Genomic DNA, 20,285 nt, shown 5'->3' on the forward strand with positions numbered 1-20,285 from the left:
GAAAACCTTTTCGCTCCTCGTCGACGACTTCATCAGGGTCTCCGCCGTCACTGGGCTGTCAAAAACTCTCGACTGCAATCTTAATCATTCCTGAACCCGAACGACGAGCGATCTTAACCACAAGAATTGAACGCTGATACAATACGATCCCCAAGATTTGAAACCCACCAACTTCCCTCCTGCGAGAGTTCTACTTGTGCGCTGCTTTCCAATCGTGATTTGCATTCTGTTTTCGACGCTGCCACTGCACACCTGTACGGCCCAATTCATTGTGGCTCATCGCGGCGCGTCACATGACGCACCGGAAAATACGCTCGCCGCGTTTGAACTGGCTTGGCAACGCGGAGCCGACGCGATCGAAGGCGACTTTTATCTGACGTCAGACGGGAAAATCGTCTGCATCCACGACAAAACGACCAAGCGAGTTGCCCCGAAACATCCTGAGTTGACCGTTACAAAATCAACCTTCGATCAGCTTCGCAAATTGGAGGTCGGTAGCTGGAAAGACGCGAAATTTTCTGGCCAACAAATCCCGACGCTGAAGGAAGTCTTGGCCATCGTCCCCCCAGGAAAGCGAATCTTTGTCGAAATCAAAAGTGGTCCAGAGATCGTCCCCACCCTTACCACGGAGCTAAACGAATGCGGGCTCCAGCCAAACCAGATCGTGATCATCGCCTTTAATGAAGACGTGGTCCGCGCCTGTCGCAAATCGATGCCACAGTTCAAGTGCAGTTGGTTGACCAGTTTTAGACAGAAAGACAAAAAGGGACCGTGGAAGCCAGGTACGGACGAAGTGGTCAGCCGACTGCAGCAAAGCGGAGCGACTGGACTGGGGGCAAACGGAAACGAAGCAGTCATCAACGGCAACTTTGCTGATCGCGTTCGGCAAACTGGAAGCGAGCTTCATGTTTGGACGATCAACGACTTGGACGCAGCCAAGCGTTTCGTCAAACTTGGCGTGGATTCCATTACGACAGACCGTCCCGCCCTGATTCGTCAGGCTCTCCCGCAACCTGCCGACGCGGTTTCAAAGGGCGACTCACTGCAGAATATCAACGTCGCTTGCGAAGGCACTTATCCGCATCACCTGCAAGGAATTGCCGCTGACGACTCCTCTCTTTACTGGAGTTTCACCACAACTTTGGTCAAGACGAACAAGAAGGGCGAGCTCGCAACGAAAGTGCCCGTTGCCAATCATCATGGCGATCTCTGCTACCGGGACGGGAAACTCTATGTCGCGGTTAACCTGGGCAAGTTCAACGATCCTGCAGGAAACGCTGATTCCTGGATCTATGTTTACGACGCGCAAACTCTTCAGGAAATCGCTCGCCACGAGACGCAGGAAGTCGAGTTTGGCGCAGGTGGAATTGGATTTCGCAAGGGGAACTTCTTTGTCATCGGCGGGCTCCCGGCAGATGTTCACGAAAACTATGTTTATGAATACGACGAAGAGTTCAATTTCATCAAACGGCACGTCATCAAAAGTGGCCATACGCTGATGGGAATCCAAACTGCGACGTTCGCAAATGACCGTTGGTGGTTTGGCTGCTACGGCGCGAAGAGTGAATTGGTCGTGACGGACTCCGAGTTTCAATTCTTGGGACGTCACCCATTTAATTGTTCGCTGGGCATCCAAGGCTATTCGAAAGATCGACTGCTATCAGCAAGTGGCAACTGCGTGAAAAATCAGGGGTGTCGAGGTAGCGTGCGTGTTGCTGTGCCCGATCAAAACGGCGGATTGATGTACGCAAAGTCCAAGTAGGCTCGGGGTGGGCACACGAATTCGACAACCGATCAACGCGTTTTCTTAGGACGAACAATGGACCGACCATGTCAGATCATTTTGCCAACCAAGTGTTTTTTGCTGGCGGTCAGTTTGATCTGGTGCACCGATGCCCGATCGCAACAGCGTTCCTCTTCGCAGGACCAAGCGGGTGCCCAACGGGAGCAGAGCGTCCAACGGGAACAAGATGCACACACGCAAACAGATAACCGGACGTCGACAGACCGCCCGGACCTAGATGCATGTTTTGTATTGCCTGAAAAATGGAAGGGCCGAACGAGTCGCTATCGTTCGCCGCTTCGGTTTGCTGATGGCGACACGGTCAATTCGCCGGCAGATTGGAAACGACGCCGCGCCGAGATCTCTCAGCAATGGGAAAGCTTGTTAGGGCAGTGGCCTCCACTGATTACCGATCCGACCATTGAGATTTTGGCGACGGCGAACCGCGATCATTTCGCCCAGCATCAAATTCGATTTCGCTGGACACCGCACGAAACGACGACGGGCTATCTCTTAATACCCGACGGCCCCGCACCGCACCCAGCGGTTGTGGTCGTGTACTACGAGCCGGAAACGGCAATCGGTTTAGGGAAACCCAATCGCGACTTTGCCGTTCAGTTGGCAAAACGCGGGTTCGTGACTTTGTCGATCGGCACGACCGAAGCGACCAAGGCCAAAACGTATTCGCTGTACCATCCCAGCATCGACGATGCGACGGTTCAACCGCTGTCGATGCTCGCTTACGCAGCCGCCAATGCATGGCATGTACTGGCCAGTCGTGATGAAGTGGATGCAGATCGGATCGGCATTGTCGGCCATTCTTTCGGCGGCAAGTGGGCGATGTTTGCGTCGTGCCTGTTCGACAAATTCGCCTGCGCGGCTTGGTCAGACCCGGGCATCGTGTTTGACGAATCCCGCACAAGCGTCAACTACTGGGAACCGTGGTACTTGGGTTATCACCCCAAACCCTGGCGAAAACGTGGCCTGATTACCAGCGACAATCCAGCACGAGGACTCTATCCGAACCTGGTCGACAAAAAACATGATCTACACGAACTACATGCCTTGATGTCGCCGCGTCCATTCTTGGTTTCCGGCGGTAGCGAAGATCCACCGCAGCGATGGGAAGCACTTCAGCACTCGATTAAGGTCAACGAAATCCTTGGCTACAAAAATCGAATTGCCATGCACAATCGCCCGACACATGCTCCCAACGATGAGTCCAACGAGATCGTCTACCAGTTTTTTGAAAAATTCTTGAAACCATGAACCCCTCCCCGGACACCGAACAGTCGATGACGCACTCATCATGTTGCTTTCTGGTCGCCGCCGCTTGCCTGCTGCCGTTAGTGGTAGCGTCAACTCCAACGCCGGCGGCGGATCGCCCCAACATTCTATTGATCGTTTCGGATGACCAACGCCCCGACACGATCGCAAGCTTTGGAAACAACGTGATTCGCACGCCCAATTTGGACGCTTTGGCGGCGCGGGGATCGGTGTTTTCGAGAGCGATATGCGCGAACCCCATTTGCACGCCTAGTCGCGGCGAGATCCTTACCGGGTGCAATGGATTCAACAACGGAGTATCAGATTTTCGCGGCAAGTTTCGCGAGGGCCTTTCACCGATCGCACAAACACTTGGCGACGCTGGTTACCAAACTTGCTATGTCGGTAAATGGCACAACGCGGGAAGACCCAGCCATCATGGATATCAAAAATCCAAAGGACTGTTTAGCGGCGGTGGCGGAAAGCTCTGGAAAGATCAAGTCGACGCGCATGGCCGACCCGTGACGGGATATCGAGGATGGATTTTTCAGTCCGACAGCAAAGAGTTGCAGCCAGAGTTGGGAGTTGGATTGACGCCCGACATTAGTGAACGATTTGCAGACGCCGCGATCGACGCCATCGCGACGTCACAGAAGTCGCCTTTCTTTGTGCACGTCAATTTCACGGCCCCTCATGATCCGTTACTGATCCCGACGGGTTACGACGACGCCTACGATCCGGACAAGATGCCGTTTCCGCCCAACTTCATTGCCCAGCATCCATTCGACACGGGCAACATCGGTGGACGCGATGAAGTGCTGCTACCAACACCTCGCACGGAGCAGGATGTTCGTGACGACCTAGCGGTCTACTACGCCGTGATCACTCACCTGGACGAGCAAGTCGGACGCATTCTGAAATCCCTTGATTCCAGCGGCAAGCGGGATAATACCGTTGTGATTTTTACAAGCGATCACGGATTAGCGATGGGAAGTCACGGTTTGCGTGGCAAGCAGAACATGTACGAACACACGATGAACGTCCCCATGCTGATGAGTGGCCCTTCGATTCCAACGGGCGAAACCTTCGACGCTCAGATGTATCTACGAGACTTGTATCCCACGATCTGCGAACTCGCCGATGTCAGTCTCCCCAACCCAATCGATGGCCGGAGCGTGGTCCCCGTGCTACGACACGACACTACCAGAATCCATGAGTATGTTTTCGGTTACTTTCGCGATGTTCAGCGAATGATTCGCGGTGACCGCTGGAAACTCATTCACTATCCGCAAATCGACCACTGGCAATTGTTTGACCTCGCCAACGATCCCAACGAACAAAACAACTTGGCCGACGTTCAGCGTCATGCGGACATCAAGCGTGAACTACAGGGAAGACTTCGCCGGTGGCAACTCCAGGTCGGCGATCCGCTGGCGAACCAGTAGGTCGGTTGCCAATCGCGAGTGCCATCTAATGTCCTTTCATTTCTGAAGGAACTTGACGGGCAGAATTAGAATTTGTCGTCGGCCGACAATTGTTTGATCGGCGTCAGATCCAGCTTGCGAAATTCGACTTCCGCCCCTTCGGCTTGAACCGCAATCTGGCCCTTCGAAGCGGTGCAATGCGTGCCGTGATTGACGAAATCTCCGTTGACCCAAACCTTAACCTCGTCTCCCACACATTCGATCACCATTTCGTTCCACTCACCTACAGGTTTCTCGCTGCCCTCGGTAAGGTTCATGATCCGGCGTCCCTTTCCTTCAACGATGCCCCAGTTTTTCTTGGGACCACGCCGCTGGACCATGTTGGGCACCGTGATGTCCTGCACGATGCACCAAAAATCGCCAGCATGCTGATGGTTCATCTGCACTTCGATCGACTTGGGAAACATCTTGTACAGCGATCGTGGCGTCGAGGCATGAACCAAAACGCCACAGTTCCCTGGTTCGCCTGCAAAACGATACTGAACCACCAGCCGAAAATCCTGATGCACAGCGTCGGTAATCAGATGCCCTTGCGGCGTGCCCAAACTGACCAACATTCCATCGCGTACGATAAACGACGCTCTGACGTCAGGATTGTCTTCTTTGGCCGGAATGTCCGCGTGCCACCCCGTCAAATCTTTGCCATTAAACAACTCGGTCGCTTGCACCGATGGCGATGGCAAAAGCACTGCGCTTAAGCCGATTACGAGACAGCCAATCGCGAATTGATAGGTGGAATATGCTCGTTCGGTGGAGTGCATCATCGTGTCCAAGATTCAAGAGTTGCCGGGTGCAAACGGGTTGTGATTATCATCGATAGTTTAGACGACACGCATTGAGAACGAGCAAGCCCCTTGGTGGTTAGGTTCTAAGGTGCGTTTGTGTGTGCAAAAGGTCTAGCCGCCGCGGCTGTCTACGAGGCCCGGCCATAAATGAAATAAGTGGCGAAGCGCAAGCGTCAACGAAGCTTTCTGCCAATGCACGGCATTAACTGAATGCCGTCTTGCCGGGGACAGCGACTTTCCAAGTTGGAACGGGGGTGTCCCATGCGATTTCGTCCGGCATCAAATCCTGTTTTGCATCCATGGCTTGTTGCCAAGTGATTTCGTGTCCGGTGTAAGCCGACTCGCGAGCCATGATGGCCATTAGCGTCGATCTGGCGAAGTAGTCTCCGTTATTCAGATAGCCACCTGAACGCAGTGACCGATAGAACGTGTCATGTTCGGTCTGGTGCCCCTGCTGTTTTCGTCCATTGCCTTGGCCGAACTGCCAAGCCGATGCACCCGAAATATCGTACTTTGTCTTTCCTGCACCGATGCAAATCCCCTTGGTGCCGGCCAGCCGCATTTCAAATACGCTGTCGCATCCCGTTTGCTGTCTACTGGTCGCAAAGAGCTCCGCGCCACTCGCAAACTTGTAGAGGATCGCAAAGTGGTCAAAGATGTGTCCGTACATTTCTTCGGTCCTCGACTGACGTCCCCCCGTTCCTGTACAAGACACTGGATAGTCGCCCATCACCCACGCCATTCGGTCGATCTCGTGCACGAACTGTTCGATCAAAAAATCGCCAGACAGCCAAGTGTGATAGTGCCAGTTCGATAGCTGGTATTCGACATCCGTCTGGCCAGGCTGACGCGGTTTGACCCACAGCCCGCCGGTGTACCGAGTCATCCGAGCGTTCAGTATTTCACCGATCGCTCCGTCATGGATCCTCTGGTTCATCTCGATCGAAGCCGGTTCGTATCTCGCTTGCAATCCAGCAACAATGAACAGCCCCTTCTCTCTGGCTTTGGCGGTCGATTGCAGCACACTGCGAACCCCCGCTGGGTCGACGGCGGCGGGTTTTTCGGCAAAGACGTGTTTGCCCGCATCGATGGCAGCCTGCAGATGCAATGGGCGAAAACCAGGCGGCGTCGCTAATAGCACCACGTCAACGTCGGTCGCCAGCAATTGTTTGTAAGCATCCAGCCCAGTGAATCGCATGTCATCGGCGACGTCGACGCGATCTGCAAAATCGCCCTTCCGCCTTAACGTCTGCAGACAACCACTCAAGCGTCCTTCGACTGCGTCCGCCATCGCGACCAAGCGAATACCAGGATCCGCTTGCAACGCATTCAACGTTGCTCCCGTTCCGCGGCCTCCACAGCCGATCAAGCCGATCCGTATATCATCATCGACACTCACGTGCGGCGTCTGCGCATTCGCGACTGCCGGCGCGAATGACGCAGCGGTTAGAGAACCTCCGGAGGCCTTCAAGAAAGAGCGTCGCGGTGAAGCGACGTTGTTGTCGTCAGGTTGCTTGGCGGCAAGGTCCGCGCGGCGGCGTTCATGGTTCATAAATTTGCCTGGAGATTACTGAGATGAATGGGAAAGAAAACAAACGGTCAAACAGCAGACAAACGAGATCATTAAGAAGACCAATACAGCGTCACAGATGCAGCACCTGATCCATCCAGTCCGCGATCCCAGTGAGCCGCTGCTCATCGCCCCCTTTAACTTCCGCTGAGGCCCAACCACAGAAACTAACAGCGGCAAGTTCCTTGCGTACGTTCTGCCAATGCACTTCGCCACCGTCAGTGCCCACCGCCATCTGGGACTTCAATTTGGGATCACCAAATACAGCGTGTCCGCGATCCTTGATGTCCAACTTAACGGTTCTTGGACCCAGCACGTGTGCCCAGTGCTCGGCGGATTGCTTGGTCCAAGTGATCGTGTTGCCAGTGTCGAAATACGCCCCGACGACTGGGGACTTTAGCTCGTCGATAAAGCGAGCCATTTCTTCGGCGGTTTTCAAAAACGAAGCGCGAACGTTTTCGACCAACAGTCGGACATCATGTTTCTCGGCAAGCGGGATGGCTTTGCGAACGACGTCCAGCGCTCGCGCGAAGTTATCGTCGTAGCGAAGCGTTTTGATTTCGCGGGCGATGATCAAGACCGTGTTGCCTCCCACCTGCTGGCAAAGCTCGATCGATCCTGAGCAGTCGTCATTGGCTCCGTTGATCACGCCATGCACTTGGATTTCGGTCGCCTCCACCGCAGCGAGAACGTCCTTGGGCACGAGCCCGTCTCGCAAGCTGATTTCGACACCGTCAAAACCAGATCGTCGCAGCATCTTGAACTGCTGCAGCAAAGGAATACGTTCGCCGATCATCGAGTACTTCAGCGACTTGCGGATCTTCCCCGTCAACTGTCCGCCAACAGCGATCGACGCGCCCGTTCCAAGAGCTCCCAACGCTAAACCGCATCGCAGCGCACTGCGTCGATCGATGGACTGCGAGGACAAATTTCGCGACTCACTGGCAGGAACTCGGAAGCGACTCAAGGCACTATTCCTTGCTGAGGGTGGCATCAATTTTGCGGTACCACTTCGGCGTCCCGAACCAGTCATGCATTTCTTTTTCAAACGGAGCAACGACGTCTTCTGGCTCTGGAAAGACGCCTTGGTCCTGCGTTTCCACCATCCAAACCGACAAAGCGGCACGCATTTGGATCAGTGCTTCTTGGTGCTCCGGATCATCTGAATCAGCCAGATTGTTGATTTCATGCGGATCGTTTTCGGTGTCAAACAACTGTTCCGCGGGTACGGTCGGTGACATTAGCGCCGCCGCCGCGCCCGACAACTTGCCTTCGCTCATCAGCTGACGCATCAATGGCTTGATCGGAAAACACTTTTCTTTGTACCGATTCAACGACGTGAAGTGACGATCGGGAAAGTAGTTACGCAGGTAATGATATTTCTTGCCTCGCACACTTCGGATTCGGTTGACCGTTTCGTCAATTCGATCGCGAGCCGAAAAAGCAAACTTGCGTGGCGGACCCAAGCGATCGCCCATGAAGGTTCTGCCCTGCATGCCCAGCGGACGACGGATCCCAGCAAATCCCAGCGTCGTCGGGTGAATGTCAATCAAGCTGACGACTTCGTCACTGACCGATCCTGCCTTGTAATTTGCGGGAGCGGGAAAATTCGTCGGCCAGTGGATAATCATCGGCACGTGCAACCCAGTGTCATAGCACCAGTGAATCCCGCGCGGTTCGATCCGGCCGTTGTCACCAAAGAACATGACCACGGTATCGTCAGCCAAACCATCTTTCTGCAGCTGAGCCAAAACGCGCCCGATTGTTTTGTCCATTCCTGAAATGGAATTCAGGTAGCGTGCCCATTCTTTTCTGACCAGCGGATGATCCGGGTAATAAGGCGGCGGAGTGACATTGTCGACGGTGGCAATCTGCTCGTGCGTCTGTTCACCTTTCCATTCCACTCGTGGTTGCTGCCAAGTTTGTCGATCGTAGATATCGTACTCCGCTTCCAGCGTGTTGATCTGAGCAAAGAAAGGTTGATTTCCCTGCAGATCTTCCCACTTGCTGGTGTCGTAGAGTTTTCCTTCTTCGACAAAATTTAAATCCAACTTTCCCGAACCGATTTGATCGTCGCCCAGTGTGGCAATGTTCCCCGAAAAATACCCGACGTCTTTCAATCGGTGCGTAATCGGACGCACGCCTTCGGGGAGCCGATAGCCATCGCTGCGGTGCGATCGCATGTTGTGAGTATCAGTGGTCGTTTGATACATGCCTACAAAAAAGGCACTGCGACTGGGAGCACAAACCGGCGACGTCGAAAAAACGTGCGTGTACCGAACTCCCTTTGCTGCGAGACCGTCCAAGGCGGGCGTCTTCACGTTCTTGGCACCGTAACAACCCAAGTCCAGTTTGAGATTCTCGCCAACGATCCAGAGAATATTCGGACGCTTCGTTGTTTCGGGTTCTTGGGCAGTGCAAGTCGAAGCAAGAACTAATCCGCTCGCAATGAGCAAGAGGCGGGAAACGATGTTGTGTTGCATGGTGGGTGCGATGCGTGGCAGTTGCTGATAGGTACGATGCGTTAATGTTACAACGATTCAGACGCGACGGTCGCTCACGACGGAAAGTTTTCTTAACGCATTTCTGCTAAATGTCCGGAAGTCGAGTGACGCCCACAAGCGTGTTCGACAGTTCGATGCGATTTGCAACTTGATGCGATCGATATCGGACTGGTTGAACTGGTGCGTCGCAGTCCAACATCGGCTTACCACGGAAGATTCTTGCCCACAGCATTCAAAGCGAACGATTCGGTCCAAATCATTTCCGCGTCGCGTGGGCTAGATGACCAGAACGATTTCACAGGGCAGCCAATCACGCCACTTGAGTGACGCGGCTTGATGACCTTCTGATACGAACGGGCCAACGAGAAGCGTGGTGCACGAATTCGGCTTCGGATTCATCGTCGTCAAAATTGGGTCCGCAGCGCCAACCCGAACCCCATCGTGCCAGGATGTCACAGAAAGCATGTAGCCGACGAATGACGGGTTGGCGATTTGTCGCAGTCGCGATTTCGCCGTCTTTTGTGTCGTAAAGTTCTGTAGCAAGGTCGCGTCGTCCGCTTCCAATCGTGGGCCGTTTGGCAGGCAGTCATTTGCAAATGCCCAATCGATGTCGACTTTTGCGAATCCGAAATTCCAATCCGAAAAACATGAATAGCCAGCCAACCACTGACCGCGAAGACCTCTCACCCGACGTTGGCTTTGTCGCGATCGTCTTCCTCGTGATCGCGATTTCGACGTGGTTGCTTTTAATGCCTGCCGTCCCAGCGATCGCCCAAACAACGATCAATCGATTTCATTTTCGCACCGCTTCCTTTTCGCAGTGGGCAATTCAGCAGCCGATTCCGGCGATGTACAACCTTGCCAATCGCTTCCAAGTCACCCAGCGGTCGGCCGACGGAAGCGATCAAGTCTTGGCCTCGGGAATGGTCAACCATTTTCCCGCCAGGAAAATCACATTTGCGAATGGACGCTACCGCAATCTAAAAACTCGCTGTGCTTGCGACCTTCAGGTAACGTCAAGCTATCGCGGTCTTCAGCAACGAACCCAGTTTCATATCGAACCACAAAGCGATGGTGGATTTGTCATGTCGCGATCACCAGTCGATGAGGTCCAAGAGTGAACACCGCAACCACCGAACGATCAATCGTCTCTGCTCCGACCTACAAAGTCGCGACTCAGTTGGATCCTCCGCATCGGGTACTGATTGCCTACCGCTTGGTGGCATGCGCGACGCTAGCGGCTCTGTTCTGGAAGTGGTCGTTCTTTCAAGGCTGCGACGCGATTTACGTTAGCTTCCCGGTCACTGACTCATTCTTTCCCCTTTGGCTTCAATCCGTTTGGACGCTAAGAGTCGCCTTTGTCACGACCGCTGCGTCGATCACGATGGGGGCAGTCACTTGCAACGATATCACACGAAAACGCGGCGCCGTACTGGCACTGTTGGGAGCGACCGTACTGGTGATCCATCAAGGCAGTCACAACGACATGACGTTTGCGACCGCGTGGTGGACCTCGCTGTGGTCGGTTTGGCTGGCGTTTCGCTTACACCGCGTCAACGTTCTGCCTGTCGCGTCACGCCAAGCGGCACAAGACGCGTTGCTTCGCCGCGCTGCGTTTGTCAGTCGCCTGATCCTGTCGATGATTTTGCTAGGCGGTGCCGTTGGCAAATGGACCAGCGAGTATTGGTCGGGAGCTGTGTTCTACGACATCTATTTTGCGGAGCGAGATTTCTGGGTTTTCAACTGGTTGCGCGGCAGCTTTGACGAAGCCGCGCTGCGCGAGATCGCGATGTGGTACAGCCGCAAAGTCGTCGTGCTAGAGAGCGTCGCAGGTTTTGGCTTGTGGCTCCTTCCTGCCAAATACGCTGCGATCGCCGGCGTGTTGATTTTTACCTCGATCGCACTGCTGTCCAATTTCCTGCTGTTCTCTGTACTGCTCAGCTTGATCGGATTGGCCGCGGTTGGATTTTTGGTGAAACGCTGACGACCAGCTAGCGGCGGAAATTGTCCGCACTGATTTCGTGACGCTTCAGCAATTTGTTCATCCCTTGGCGAGAAAGTCCGGCCTGTCGCGCCGCGCTGGCAATCACACCGTCGTGCTTTTCCATCAAAGCGTGCAAATAGGCTCGGTCGGCACGATCGAGTGCTTCATCGCGAGAGACTTCCGCCATCTCACTGGTCGACCCGTCTGCTGGATTGCGAATCGAATCCGGCAAATCGCTCGGTGTGATCGTATCGCCATGCGTCATTGCAATCGCCCGTTCGACAACGTTGCGTAGCTCGCGAATATTTCCGGGCCAACGATAGCGACGAAAGCAGTCAATGGTTTCAGGAGAATACGCGTTGATCGTCGAACCGGCAGGACGAAGCTTTTTCAGGAATGCTTCGGCGAGCAAGACGACATCGTCGCCTCGTTGTCGCAGCGGCGGCAATTCAATGTGAATGACCGCAAGCCGGTAGAAAAGGTCTTGGCGGAACAGACCCGCGTCAACTTCAGCAGACAGATCTCGATTGGTTGCACTGATAAATCGAGTATCCACTTTGATCGGCTGGCTGTCGCCGACCGGCGTAAATGTCTGCTCCTGGACGACACGCAGAAGCTTCGCCTGAGACGCTGCCGGCAGCTCACCCAATTCGTCAAAGAATGCCGTGCCGCCGTCGCATGCTCGCAGCAATCCCGTCTGATCCTTGACCGCCCCCGTGAACGATCCTTTGACGTGACCAAACAGCACCGATTCAAACAACGATTCAGGAATCGCCGTGCAGTCGATCACCTGCAGGGTGTGATCACGACGTGGGCTATTGCGGTGAATCGCGAACGCAACGACTTCCTTGCCGGTCCCGCTCTCGCCCGTTATCAAGACATTGGTGTTGCTAGGCGAAACGCGATCGACAATCTCCAGCAACTCCCGCATCTTGGGGCTCTTACCTATGATCTCGGGATACTTGGAATTGAAACCCGCTTCGCGTTCATCGCCGGTGTCAACACGAACCACCGCTGCCGGGCGATGCAGAAGAGCTTTTTGAACCGAGGCCAATAACTCTTCAAACTTAACCGGTTTCGATAAGTAGTCCGCAATGCCTAACCGCACACTTTGGATCGCCGAGGGAATCGACGGCACACCAGTGACGACGATCATCGGCACGTGCGCAAACTTGGTGCGTCCCTCTTGAAGCAATTCCAGTTGCAAGTTCCCCGGCATGTTCAGATCGGACAGAATGAGGTCAAACGACTGCTCGTTGAGTACGTTGATTGCGTCGCTGGCGTCTTCCACGCAGACGCATTCGTAGCCTTCGTCGCGCAAAAGTTCCGCAGTGGTGTCGCGGAACAATGGCTCGTCGTCGGCGATCAGGATGCGCTGCGTGTTCATCGAGAAAATTCTCTTGCTTTGCAAAGGCAGTCGAAACACTACGCGCTGTTTTCGGTTTCCTGAAACAGCGGCATTCCGTTCGCGTCAAGAATCTGGACGATCCCGGATCGCACGTCATACATCGCGCCGACCACTTTCGCCTGCCCGCGATCGACGGCCTCACGTATCACGGTACTCCGTGCCAGAATCTCATTGACCGTGCGTGCGACATTCATACTGGCGATGTCATCGATGACACCTTCCGCCTCGGCATCGGAAAGATCAGCAAGTCCACGCGATCCCATCTCGAAATCCTGCAATCGCGAAGTGACACTCGGTGCAATCTCGTCGACAATGGATTGCAAGTGTTCGCATCCGGTCGCTGCCTGAGCCCCTTGGCCGACGTCGATCAGATTTGCGGACGACGTGACCGCACCGCAACGAGTGTGCCCCAGCACCATCACCAATTTGACGTTCGCGACACCGACAGCGTATTCAATACTGCCCAGTGATTTGGTACCGACGATGTTGCCTGCTACGCGGACACTGAAAATGTCCCCCACTCCCAGGTCAAAAACCAGTTCGGTCGGGACTCGCGAATCGATGCAGCTCAGAATCGCAGCGAGCGGGTTTTGGCCGCTGGCCGTCGCCATCACTTGGCGCCCCAAATCTCGGTTCAGACGTGTTCCATCGACGAAGCGTTCATTTCCTTCGCGAAGGATATTAATGACCTGATCCGGAGTAATCGCTTCCTGCAACTCGCGCGTCGTGTAATCGGCAAACTGAATCACGTCGTTGAACTGGTACTTGCTTTTAAATCCGACCAAGTTGACAAGCACTTTTCGAGTCGGCGCGACGTTGTCCTTGAAGTCACGAATCAGACTTAAAACGTCTGGATCAATGTAGTCTGACCCCTGAGCGTCAATAATGAACCGCGATCCCGGTTTAGCTTGATTGAGCAATCGTTCGATCGAAGCCCGGTTCAGAAAACTGACTTGATTGGCAAGTTCGACGTGCGTGATATCTCCGTCCGTATGATGCTCTACAACGCGTCGAATCGGCCGACGCAGATTGCTATTGAGAATAAACAGAACCGCAATTCCCAGTCCAACCAAAATACCAACCAGCAGGTCGGTCATCACGATCGCGACCACCGTGACGATAAACGGAATGAACTGATAGCGGCCTTCCTTCCACATCTGTTTAAACGTGCTCGGGCTGGCCAATTTGAAACCCGTCACCAACAGAATCGCAGCCAACGCCGACAGCGGGATCATGTTCATGTACTTTGGCAAAACCGCCACGCTGACCAGCAACAACACCCCGTGAAAGATCGCCGACAGCTTTGACTTGGCACCCGATCCCACATTGACGCTACCGCGAACGATCACCGACGTTACCGGCAATCCGCCGATCATACCGCAGACCAAATTGCCACAGCCCTGTGCGACCAACTCACGACTGGACGGAGAATTGCGTTTCCGCGGATCAAGTTTGTCGACGGCCTCCAAGTTCAGCAGCGTTTCCAGTGATGCGACGACCGCAATGGTGATCGCTGCGATGTAGATCGCGGGATTTCCAATTTGGTCGAAGTCAGGCATTCGCAGAAATCCAATGAATTCTGACGCGCTGGCGGCCATTGGAATTTGCACTAAGTGCGTTGGCCCAATCGACCATGGTTTTCCCCAACCGCTGAACCAAATGCTCAAACCGGTGCCCAGCAAAACGACCAACAACGGCGCCGGAATGAGCGACTTTTTGAGCTTGGGAACACGATCCCAGCCCATCAACAACGCCACCGAGAGCAAGCCGATCACCAAAGCTCCGAGGTGAACGTCGCCGGCAAGCGTGATCAACAATTCCGTAAACGTATTTTCGTTGTCAGGTTGCTGAAACGACATGTCGCCTTCGGGGTCGGCGTCGTGCCCGACGACGTGCGGAATCTGTTTCAAAATCAGAATCACGCCGATTGCGACCAGCAGGCCTTTGATCACGCTGGATGGAAAGAACGCCGACAACGCTCCGCCTTTCGCGAGGCCAAATCCGATTTGGATGATGCCGGCAATCGCGACCGCCAACAGAAACGCTTCAAACGATCCGAGGATTGCGATCTGAGCAGCCACAATCGCTGTCAGCCCTGCGGCTGGCCCACTAACACTGGTGTGCGAACCACTGAAAACCGCGACGACTAACCCACCGACAATGCCCGAAAGCAATCCGGAAAACAGGTCGGCTCCAGAGGCCAAAGCGATACCCAGACATAGGGGCAGTGCGACAAGAAAGACGACCAGTCCGGCGACGAGGTCACGGGCGATCGAGCTGGGCGAAAACATGGACGTAGTGGTTGGCATGGGTGCAGATTGGTTGCATGTTGAGACTGATAAAGCGGAACAGTCGCGTCTGGGGTGCAGCGGATAAGCAACTTGCCAATGAATCCATCATGAATTCTAGGGGACAATCGCAAACTACATTGAGACAGCGAATCGACGAATCACGTCGACCGCTAACACCGAATCGGCGCCAGAAGGCCATTTGCATGACGATGCCCAACGATCGCACGTTGAGCTTGTGAGTTGCGAACAAAATCGCGTCGCTGAACGAAGCGAGCAATCGGAATGGCGACTCGCCCGAGCAACCGCACCGATTCGCGACGTCGCGGTGAAGTCACCCCGACCGATTCTTCGATCTCTTCGGCTTCGGACTGAGTCACTTTGCCAAGCGACACTCGAGCGGCAGTCGTCGTGATCCCGAAACTAAACAACGCCAGCACAAGCAGCATCAGATACGAAAGAACGTATCGTGATCCGGTCGTGCGAGTCGTTACAGTTTGAGTAAGCATGCGGCAATTCATAGACGAAGCGGCATCTTGATGGCAATCGCAAAAAGACCCCTCGAATTATAATGGACCGCAGGTTGCCGACAAGTGCTTTCGTCATGCAACCGACTTAGCAATGTGGTTTTTTGCACACTGCTTATTCGGCCAACTTTCGCGGCAGGCGCACGACAAAACAGGTGCTTTCCCCGGGCACACTGCTGACATCGATGGTCCCTTTCATCGCTTCGATAATCCCGTGCGACACGGACAATCCAAGCCCCATGCCCTGACCGATCGCTTCCGCCTTGGTGCTAAAAAATGGATCGAAAATCTTTGTGATCACCGCTGGATCAATGCCGTGACCTTCATCGGACACATAAATCGTCGCTGTCAAAGCAACGGTCTGGACCGTCACCACCACCTTTTGCCCAGGCTGTGATGCTTGAATTGCGTTTCGCACCAAGTTCAGCAGCACCTGTTTCAGTTCTCCTTTGCGCAAAAACACTTCGGTTGCCGACAGTCGCTCCGTCGCTTGTAGTTCACCGCAAGTTGTCACTACATCCACTTGCGATTTCTGGATGATCGGCATCGATAACGTGATGACTTCGTCGATCAACTCGCCAATCGAAAATCGACTCGCTTGCTGCTGACTCGGTCGATACAGCTGATACATCTGATGCGTGATTCCGCTGATGCGTTCGATCTCCGCATCAATCATTTCCAATTTGTCGTAGTGTTTGTCGCTGTCAGAGAGGCTTCGCTTAAACAAAGCAAAGGCGTTGCGGATCCCAGCCAACGGATTATTGATCTCGTGCGCCACGCCCGCAGCCAGTTCACCCAATGCGGCAAGTTTCTCCATCTTTAAGCGGTGCTGTTCCAGTCGCGCGATCTTGGCCGTGCGTTCTTGGACCAGTTGCTCAAGATGTTCGTTCTGCAATCGCAACTGTTCGCGCAAGCGTCGTTTTTCCGTGACATCACGAACGCTCGCTCGGAACCCAAGCGATCTGCCTTTACCATCCGCAATCGGTTGCCATGACACTGCCATCCAGGGTGTCGATCCATCACGGTGGAGCACTCGGAATTCGATGTTGTTTTCGGTACTTCCGCTCACGGCATCACGCAGATGATCAGCCATGCACTGGCGATCTTCCGGAACCAACAAAGGCAACGGGTAGTCCGCCATCTTCAAACATTCCGCAGGCGTGTAGCCAGTGAACCGATGCACCGCTTCGTTGACCCACAAAACATCTCCGGTCACCGAAATCCAACTCTCCCAATCCACGGTGCCTTCTGCGATCGCACGAAAGTACTCCGGAGGAATCGGGTCTCCACGACAGGGAAGCGGGGCGGGTGAGTTCATCGTTTAAACGTAACGCATGGTGTTGTGTTTTTCGATCCGAAAAGGACAAGCAACTCCGCGCGTCAACCTGGGTTTACGCCTCGGGAACCACAGATGACGCGTTGCGACAGTCGAACGCCCAAAACTTCGTTGTGAATCGCTTTGGCCCACTACGTGCATTATCTACCCGCCGAGTAATCACCGCGTGCATCACTTGCCGCGTGAAGTACCTGCTTTGCTTCGAACCCGAGTTCGGCGAACTGGCAATCACGCTGGAGATTTACGGAAAAATAGAAATCAGCTGCTGTCGCCGGAGTCTTTCCGACTGGAGGTCCCGTCGATGAAGTCCGCACTTAACTTCGAGCCCCCGAACAATTCGTCAGCCGCTACTCATTATCCACGTTCCAGTTTTGAACGACTACGCGAATCTCGATCCGCGTGGCGTTTGCAACGCCCCCAAACCGACGACGAAGAAGAACGCTTCATCACGCGAATCATTCTAGCGATGCTGTTCTTGCTAGTCGTGCCTGCTTTGCTGATGTTGACCTACCTCATCCTCCGTCCAGACTTTCTCGCCTAGCGAATCTGGTTTCGAAAGGAACCCTCCCCATGGCCTCTAGAAAAATCCATGTGACTCGTGAAGACTTTAGTCGATTGACCGATCTGATGAACGATGAATGGCTGGCTGCGATCGTTGACCGCCGGGTCTTTCGCGAACTGATTGCCGAATTGGAGCAAGCCGTGATCGTGGATTCCGCTGCGATCCCGCCCGACGTCGTCACAATGAACTCCATCGTCAAGATGACCGATTTAAAAACTGGCGACGTCGACACCTACACGCTGGTTTATCCCAAAGAAGCCAACATCGCCGAGAGCCGTCTGTCGATTCTTGCTCCGATCGGAACCGCGATTCTGGGATACGCCGTCGGCGATCGAGTTCGCTGGAACATTCCCTCCGGCAGGAGCAACATGCGAATCGACGAAGTGGTCTATCAGCCCGAGCGAGACGCCGCAGTCGTTTGAGAAATCAGCCGTCTGACGAAGACCATTTTCTCTTCGGCGTAGCGTGACGCTCTGGCACACCGACCCAAGCGATTAATTCCGAGCAATTCAGCCCGAGCGATTACGCTTGGGCGTTCCGTTCAAATGTGAGCGACGCTGCTGTGGTCCGCCATTGCACGCTCCCTGACGGAATTTCACGCTCCGTGCTATTCTCTGCCACTCACCGAGGACGCCGCCTCTGGGAAGGCTGGTTTGTTAGACCGGCTTTCTGGATTCCACGACGCCGATTCATTCAGCAGACAGAGTGATCGTCGGCTTGATTTTGGAAAGGGCAGGCGATTTTGAAGGATGTCGCTAGAAAAATAGTTAGAGCAATGAGTGAGCAGCTTCAATCCTGGCTATTGATTCTTGGGGGCCTAATCGCATTGGTCGGCGGTGGCGAATTGTTGGTACGGGGCGCCGCTGCGATCGCCGAAGCGTTTCGGATTCCATCGCTGGTGATCGGACTGACCGTGGTCGCGTTCGGCACCAGTGCCCCCGAACTTGGCGTCAGTTTGCAAGCGGCGTTTACCGGCGCGGCGGATGTGGCCGTGGGAAATGTCGTCGGCAGCAATATCTTGAATGTTCTTTTTGTGCTCGGCGTTTCAACCTTGATCGCTCCGCTGGTGGTATCGCGGCGACTGATTCGGTTTGACCTGCTCGTGATGATTGCGGTCTCGCTACTGACATGGGGTTTGGCAAGCGATGGTTTGGTAAGCCGAGTGGATGGAACGATTTTGTTCTTCATTTTGATCCTGTACATCGGCACGACCCTGGCGATGGCTCGCAGAGAATCCGTGGCCTTGCGCAACGCATCATCCACCGAGGAACTGCCGGAACAAAATTCTCGTTTCCATTTAGCTGCTCAAATCGGTTACGTCTTGGCGGGACTAGCGTTGCTGGGAGTCGGTTCAAAATGGCTTGTCAGCGGGGCCGTTTTTGTCGCCACCTGGTTGGGCGTCAGCGAGTTGCTGATTGGATTGACCGTGGTCGCCGCCGGAACGTCGATGCCAGAATTGGTCACTTCTCTGATGGCCAGCGTTCGCGGTCAACGTGACATCGCCGTGGGCAATGTTGTCGGCAGCAATCTTTTTAACCTGGCCTTTGTGCTGGGATTGTCCAGCGCGATCGCGCCAAGCGGCATGGCGGTCAGTGCCCAAGCACTTCGATATGACCTGCCAATCATGTGCTTGATTGCCGTGATTTGCTTGCCCGTTTTTGCAACCGGCAAACAAATTAGTCGCTGGGAAGGAGCCTTGTTTGCCACCGGCTTTGTCGTCTACACGTGCTTCCGAATCTATTCGTAGCAGAGCGGATGACGAAGGCGATCAGCCCGGCGAACTAGTGCGCTAAATTGCGGGCGTAAACATTTTGAGCCCGACGATGCCTCCGACAATCAGTCCGATGCAAATCAGTCGGCCAATCGCACGCGATTCGTCAAACAAGATCATGCCTGCGATCGCCGCTCCCACTGCCCCGATGCCGGTCCACACCGCGTACCCCGTGCCAACGGGAATCGTGCGCAAGGACATTGCCAACAATGTCATGCTGGCGGCCATCGCGAGCAACGTCGCCACGGTGGGCAGCGGCTTCGAAAAACCGTCAGTGTATTTCAGGCCGATCGCCCAGCCGATCTCCAACACACCAGCGACGACCAAATAGATCCAAGGCATCTTTCTTTTCCTGAGTTGCTGTTGCCAAAATTCACAAGCAAACGAATCAATATTTCGCGAGCGTTGTGAAGGCAAATTCGGCCGTATTAATGCGCACGATTCAGACGGACGCCAAAATTCTGCTGGCAATATCGTCGGTATGTTCTGCCGTGTCGACATTACATGATTTCGCGTTCCGTGGTCGTACGAAACCGCGGCACGGCACGATTGCCAGCGAAACGATTTGCCTCCTAAGGATGCGTTCCCTGATTGACACTCAACCTCGTACACTTCAACGTCCGTTCATGTGAACGTGCATTCAAGTGAGAGAATTATGCAAGTGAGAGAATTATGAAATCGGCTTCTATTCGCGTTGCTGCGGACGACTGCGCAGGAATCTTGAAGGTTCTGGCTGACGAAACGCGACTCGCGGTGGTCGAGCGTCTTATGCAAGGTCCCCAGCATGTTGGAGAGATCAGCGCGATTTTAGAAGTGGAACCGACGTTGCTGTCACATCATTTGCGAGTGCTTCGTGAAGCCGGCTTGGTCGTATCACAGCGCGAGGGCAAACAAGTTTTGTATTCGCTGGCCAGCGATGTGCAAGGCAGTCGACGGGGCCGAGCGATCAATTTGGGTTGCTGCAGAATTTCGTTTAAATAGGTCCAACGAACGTGCTTGCACGTGCTCTCTATCCAC

The 20,285-nt window shown here is 54.3% G+C and carries 18 protein-coding genes; 9 read left to right on the forward strand and 9 right to left on the reverse strand.

Annotated features, from left to right (window positions below; translation table 11 throughout):
• Positions 1–196 precede the first annotated feature (196 nt).
• The 3 genes from K239x_RS28675 to K239x_RS14620 are packed head-to-tail and all read left to right on the forward strand — an operon-like array spanning position 197 to position 4,494.
• Positions 197–1,762 (forward strand): glycerophosphodiester phosphodiesterase, encoded by a 1,566-nt coding sequence (locus tag K239x_RS28675; protein WP_419188964.1) that lies wholly within the window; start codon positions 197–199, stop codon positions 1,760–1,762.
• Positions 1,763–1,819: 57 nt separating this feature from the next.
• Positions 1,820–3,052 (forward strand): dienelactone hydrolase family protein, encoded by a 1,233-nt coding sequence (locus K239x_RS14615; RefSeq protein WP_145418902.1) that lies wholly within the window; start codon positions 1,820–1,822, stop codon positions 3,050–3,052.
• On the forward strand, positions 3,049–4,494 hold the full coding sequence (locus tag K239x_RS14620; RefSeq protein WP_145418904.1) for a sulfatase-like hydrolase/transferase: 1,446 nt from the start codon (positions 3,049–3,051) through the stop codon (positions 4,492–4,494). The genes K239x_RS14615 and K239x_RS14620 overlap by 4 nt, the downstream gene beginning before the upstream one ends.
• Positions 4,495–4,559: 65 nt before the next feature.
• Here K239x_RS14620 and K239x_RS14625 read toward each other — a convergent pair whose 3' ends face one another.
• The 4 genes from K239x_RS14625 to K239x_RS14640 form a co-directional block, all read right to left on the reverse strand.
• Positions 4,560–5,297, reverse strand: a complete 738-nt coding sequence (locus K239x_RS14625) for a 3-keto-disaccharide hydrolase (RefSeq protein WP_419188965.1) — start codon at positions 5,295–5,297, stop codon at positions 4,560–4,562.
• Between the two features lie 223 nt (positions 5,298–5,520).
• Positions 5,521–6,870, reverse strand: a complete 1,350-nt coding sequence (locus K239x_RS14630) for a Gfo/Idh/MocA family protein (RefSeq protein WP_145418906.1) — start codon at positions 6,868–6,870, stop codon at positions 5,521–5,523.
• Positions 6,871–6,961: 91 nt separating this feature from the next.
• On the reverse strand, positions 6,962–7,855 hold the full coding sequence (locus K239x_RS14635; protein WP_419188966.1) for a sugar phosphate isomerase/epimerase family protein: 894 nt from the start codon (positions 7,853–7,855) through the stop codon (positions 6,962–6,964).
• Positions 7,856–7,859: 4 nt separating this feature from the next.
• Positions 7,860–9,371 (reverse strand): sulfatase family protein, encoded by a 1,512-nt coding sequence (locus K239x_RS14640; protein ID WP_145418909.1) that lies wholly within the window; start codon positions 9,369–9,371, stop codon positions 7,860–7,862.
• Positions 9,372–10,039: 668 nt separating this feature from the next.
• Here K239x_RS14640 and K239x_RS14645 point away from each other — a divergent pair.
• Both K239x_RS14645 and K239x_RS14650 read left to right on the forward strand, forming a co-directional pair.
• Entirely contained in the window at positions 10,040–10,513 is a 474-nt protein-coding gene (locus tag K239x_RS14645) for a hypothetical protein (RefSeq protein WP_145418910.1), read from the forward strand.
• Positions 10,510–11,376 (forward strand): hypothetical protein, encoded by an 867-nt coding sequence (locus K239x_RS14650; protein ID WP_145418911.1) that lies wholly within the window; start codon positions 10,510–10,512, stop codon positions 11,374–11,376. Before K239x_RS14645 ends, K239x_RS14650 begins: the two co-directional genes overlap by 4 nt.
• Before the next feature lie 7 nt (positions 11,377–11,383).
• On the opposite strand, the gene K239x_RS14655 is transcribed toward K239x_RS14650, so the two are convergent.
• The 4 genes from K239x_RS14655 to K239x_RS14670 all read right to left on the reverse strand — a co-directional run bounded on the left by K239x_RS14655 (position 11,384) and on the right by K239x_RS14670 (position 16,917).
• Positions 11,384–12,763, reverse strand: a complete 1,380-nt coding sequence (locus tag K239x_RS14655) for a sigma-54-dependent transcriptional regulator (RefSeq protein WP_145418913.1) — start codon at positions 12,761–12,763, stop codon at positions 11,384–11,386.
• Positions 12,764–12,801: 38 nt separating this feature from the next.
• Complete coding sequence (locus K239x_RS14660; protein ID WP_145418915.1) at positions 12,802–15,093, reverse strand: SulP family inorganic anion transporter; 2,292 nt, start codon at positions 15,091–15,093, stop codon at positions 12,802–12,804.
• A gap of 152 nt (positions 15,094–15,245) precedes the next feature.
• Positions 15,246–15,581: a hypothetical protein gene (locus K239x_RS14665; protein ID WP_145418917.1), complete on the reverse strand. Its 336-nt coding sequence runs from the start codon at positions 15,579–15,581 to the stop codon at positions 15,246–15,248.
• Between the two features lie 133 nt (positions 15,582–15,714).
• Entirely contained in the window at positions 15,715–16,917 is a 1,203-nt protein-coding gene (locus tag K239x_RS14670; protein WP_145418919.1) for a two-component system sensor histidine kinase NtrB, read from the reverse strand.
• 319 nt (positions 16,918–17,236) lie between these two features.
• Here K239x_RS14670 and K239x_RS14675 point away from each other — a divergent pair, with 319 nt between their 5' ends.
• From K239x_RS14675 to K239x_RS14685, 3 genes are all read left to right on the forward strand, one after another.
• Positions 17,237–17,476, forward strand: coding sequence for a hypothetical protein (locus tag K239x_RS14675; RefSeq protein ID WP_145418921.1), 240 nt, complete (start codon positions 17,237–17,239; stop codon positions 17,474–17,476).
• A 29-nt stretch (positions 17,477–17,505) separates the two neighbouring features.
• Entirely contained in the window at positions 17,506–17,919 is a 414-nt protein-coding gene (gene rnk / locus K239x_RS14680) for a nucleoside diphosphate kinase regulator (RefSeq protein ID WP_145418923.1), read from the forward strand.
• Positions 17,920–18,272: 353 nt separating this feature from the next.
• The gene (locus K239x_RS14685; RefSeq protein ID WP_145418925.1) at positions 18,273–19,244 is read left to right on the forward strand and encodes a calcium/sodium antiporter; all 972 of its coding nucleotides are present in this window, start codon (positions 18,273–18,275) and stop codon (positions 19,242–19,244) included.
• A 42-nt stretch (positions 19,245–19,286) separates the two neighbouring features.
• Here K239x_RS14685 and sugE read toward each other — a convergent pair whose 3' ends face one another.
• Positions 19,287–19,610: a quaternary ammonium compound efflux SMR transporter SugE gene (gene sugE / locus K239x_RS14690; RefSeq protein ID WP_145418927.1), complete on the reverse strand. Its 324-nt coding sequence runs from the start codon at positions 19,608–19,610 to the stop codon at positions 19,287–19,289.
• 330 nt (positions 19,611–19,940) lie between these two features.
• Between sugE and K239x_RS14695 the strand changes: the two genes are divergently transcribed.
• Positions 19,941–20,249, forward strand: coding sequence for an ArsR/SmtB family transcription factor (locus tag K239x_RS14695; protein ID WP_145418929.1), 309 nt, complete (start codon positions 19,941–19,943; stop codon positions 20,247–20,249).
• Positions 20,250–20,285 lie beyond the last annotated feature (36 nt).

Source organism: Stieleria marina (genome assembly GCA_007741555.1).
Lineage (GTDB): Bacteria > Planctomycetota > Planctomycetia > Pirellulales > Pirellulaceae > K23-9.

Bases quoted from the DNA above. Each gene is read 5' to 3' on its own strand.
- K239x_RS14620 (WP_145418904.1), top strand. From the start codon at position 3,049: ATGAACCCCTCCCCGGACACCGAACAGTCGATGACGCACTCATCATGT.
- K239x_RS14665 (WP_145418917.1), bottom strand. From the start codon at position 15,581: ATGCTTACTCAAACTGTAACGACTCGCACGACCGGATCACGATACGTT.
- K239x_RS14655 (WP_145418913.1), bottom strand. From the start codon at position 12,763: ATGAACACGCAGCGCATCCTGATCGCCGACGACGAGCCATTGTTCCGC.
- K239x_RS14630 (WP_145418906.1), bottom strand. From the start codon at position 6,870: ATGAACCATGAACGCCGCCGCGCGGACCTTGCCGCCAAGCAACCTGAC.
- K239x_RS14660 (WP_145418915.1), bottom strand. From the start codon at position 15,093: ATGCCAACCACTACGTCCATGTTTTCGCCCAGCTCGATCGCCCGTGAC.
- K239x_RS14640 (WP_145418909.1), bottom strand. From the start codon at position 9,371: ATGCAACACAACATCGTTTCCCGCCTCTTGCTCATTGCGAGCGGATTA.
- K239x_RS14695 (WP_145418929.1), top strand. From the start codon at position 19,941: ATGAAATCGGCTTCTATTCGCGTTGCTGCGGACGACTGCGCAGGAATC.
- K239x_RS14685 (WP_145418925.1), top strand. From the start codon at position 18,273: ATGAGTGAGCAGCTTCAATCCTGGCTATTGATTCTTGGGGGCCTAATC.
- K239x_RS14625 (WP_419188965.1), bottom strand. From the start codon at position 5,297: ATGATGCACTCCACCGAACGAGCATATTCCACCTATCAATTCGCGATT.
- sugE (WP_145418927.1), bottom strand. From the start codon at position 19,610: ATGCCTTGGATCTATTTGGTCGTCGCTGGTGTGTTGGAGATCGGCTGG.
- K239x_RS14670 (WP_145418919.1), bottom strand. From the start codon at position 16,917: ATGAACTCACCCGCCCCGCTTCCCTGTCGTGGAGACCCGATTCCTCCG.
- K239x_RS14675 (WP_145418921.1), top strand. From the start codon at position 17,237: ATGAAGTCCGCACTTAACTTCGAGCCCCCGAACAATTCGTCAGCCGCT.
- rnk (WP_145418923.1), top strand. From the start codon at position 17,506: ATGGCCTCTAGAAAAATCCATGTGACTCGTGAAGACTTTAGTCGATTG.
- K239x_RS14645 (WP_145418910.1), top strand. From the start codon at position 10,040: ATGAATAGCCAGCCAACCACTGACCGCGAAGACCTCTCACCCGACGTT.
- K239x_RS14615 (WP_145418902.1), top strand. From the start codon at position 1,820: ATGGACCGACCATGTCAGATCATTTTGCCAACCAAGTGTTTTTTGCTG.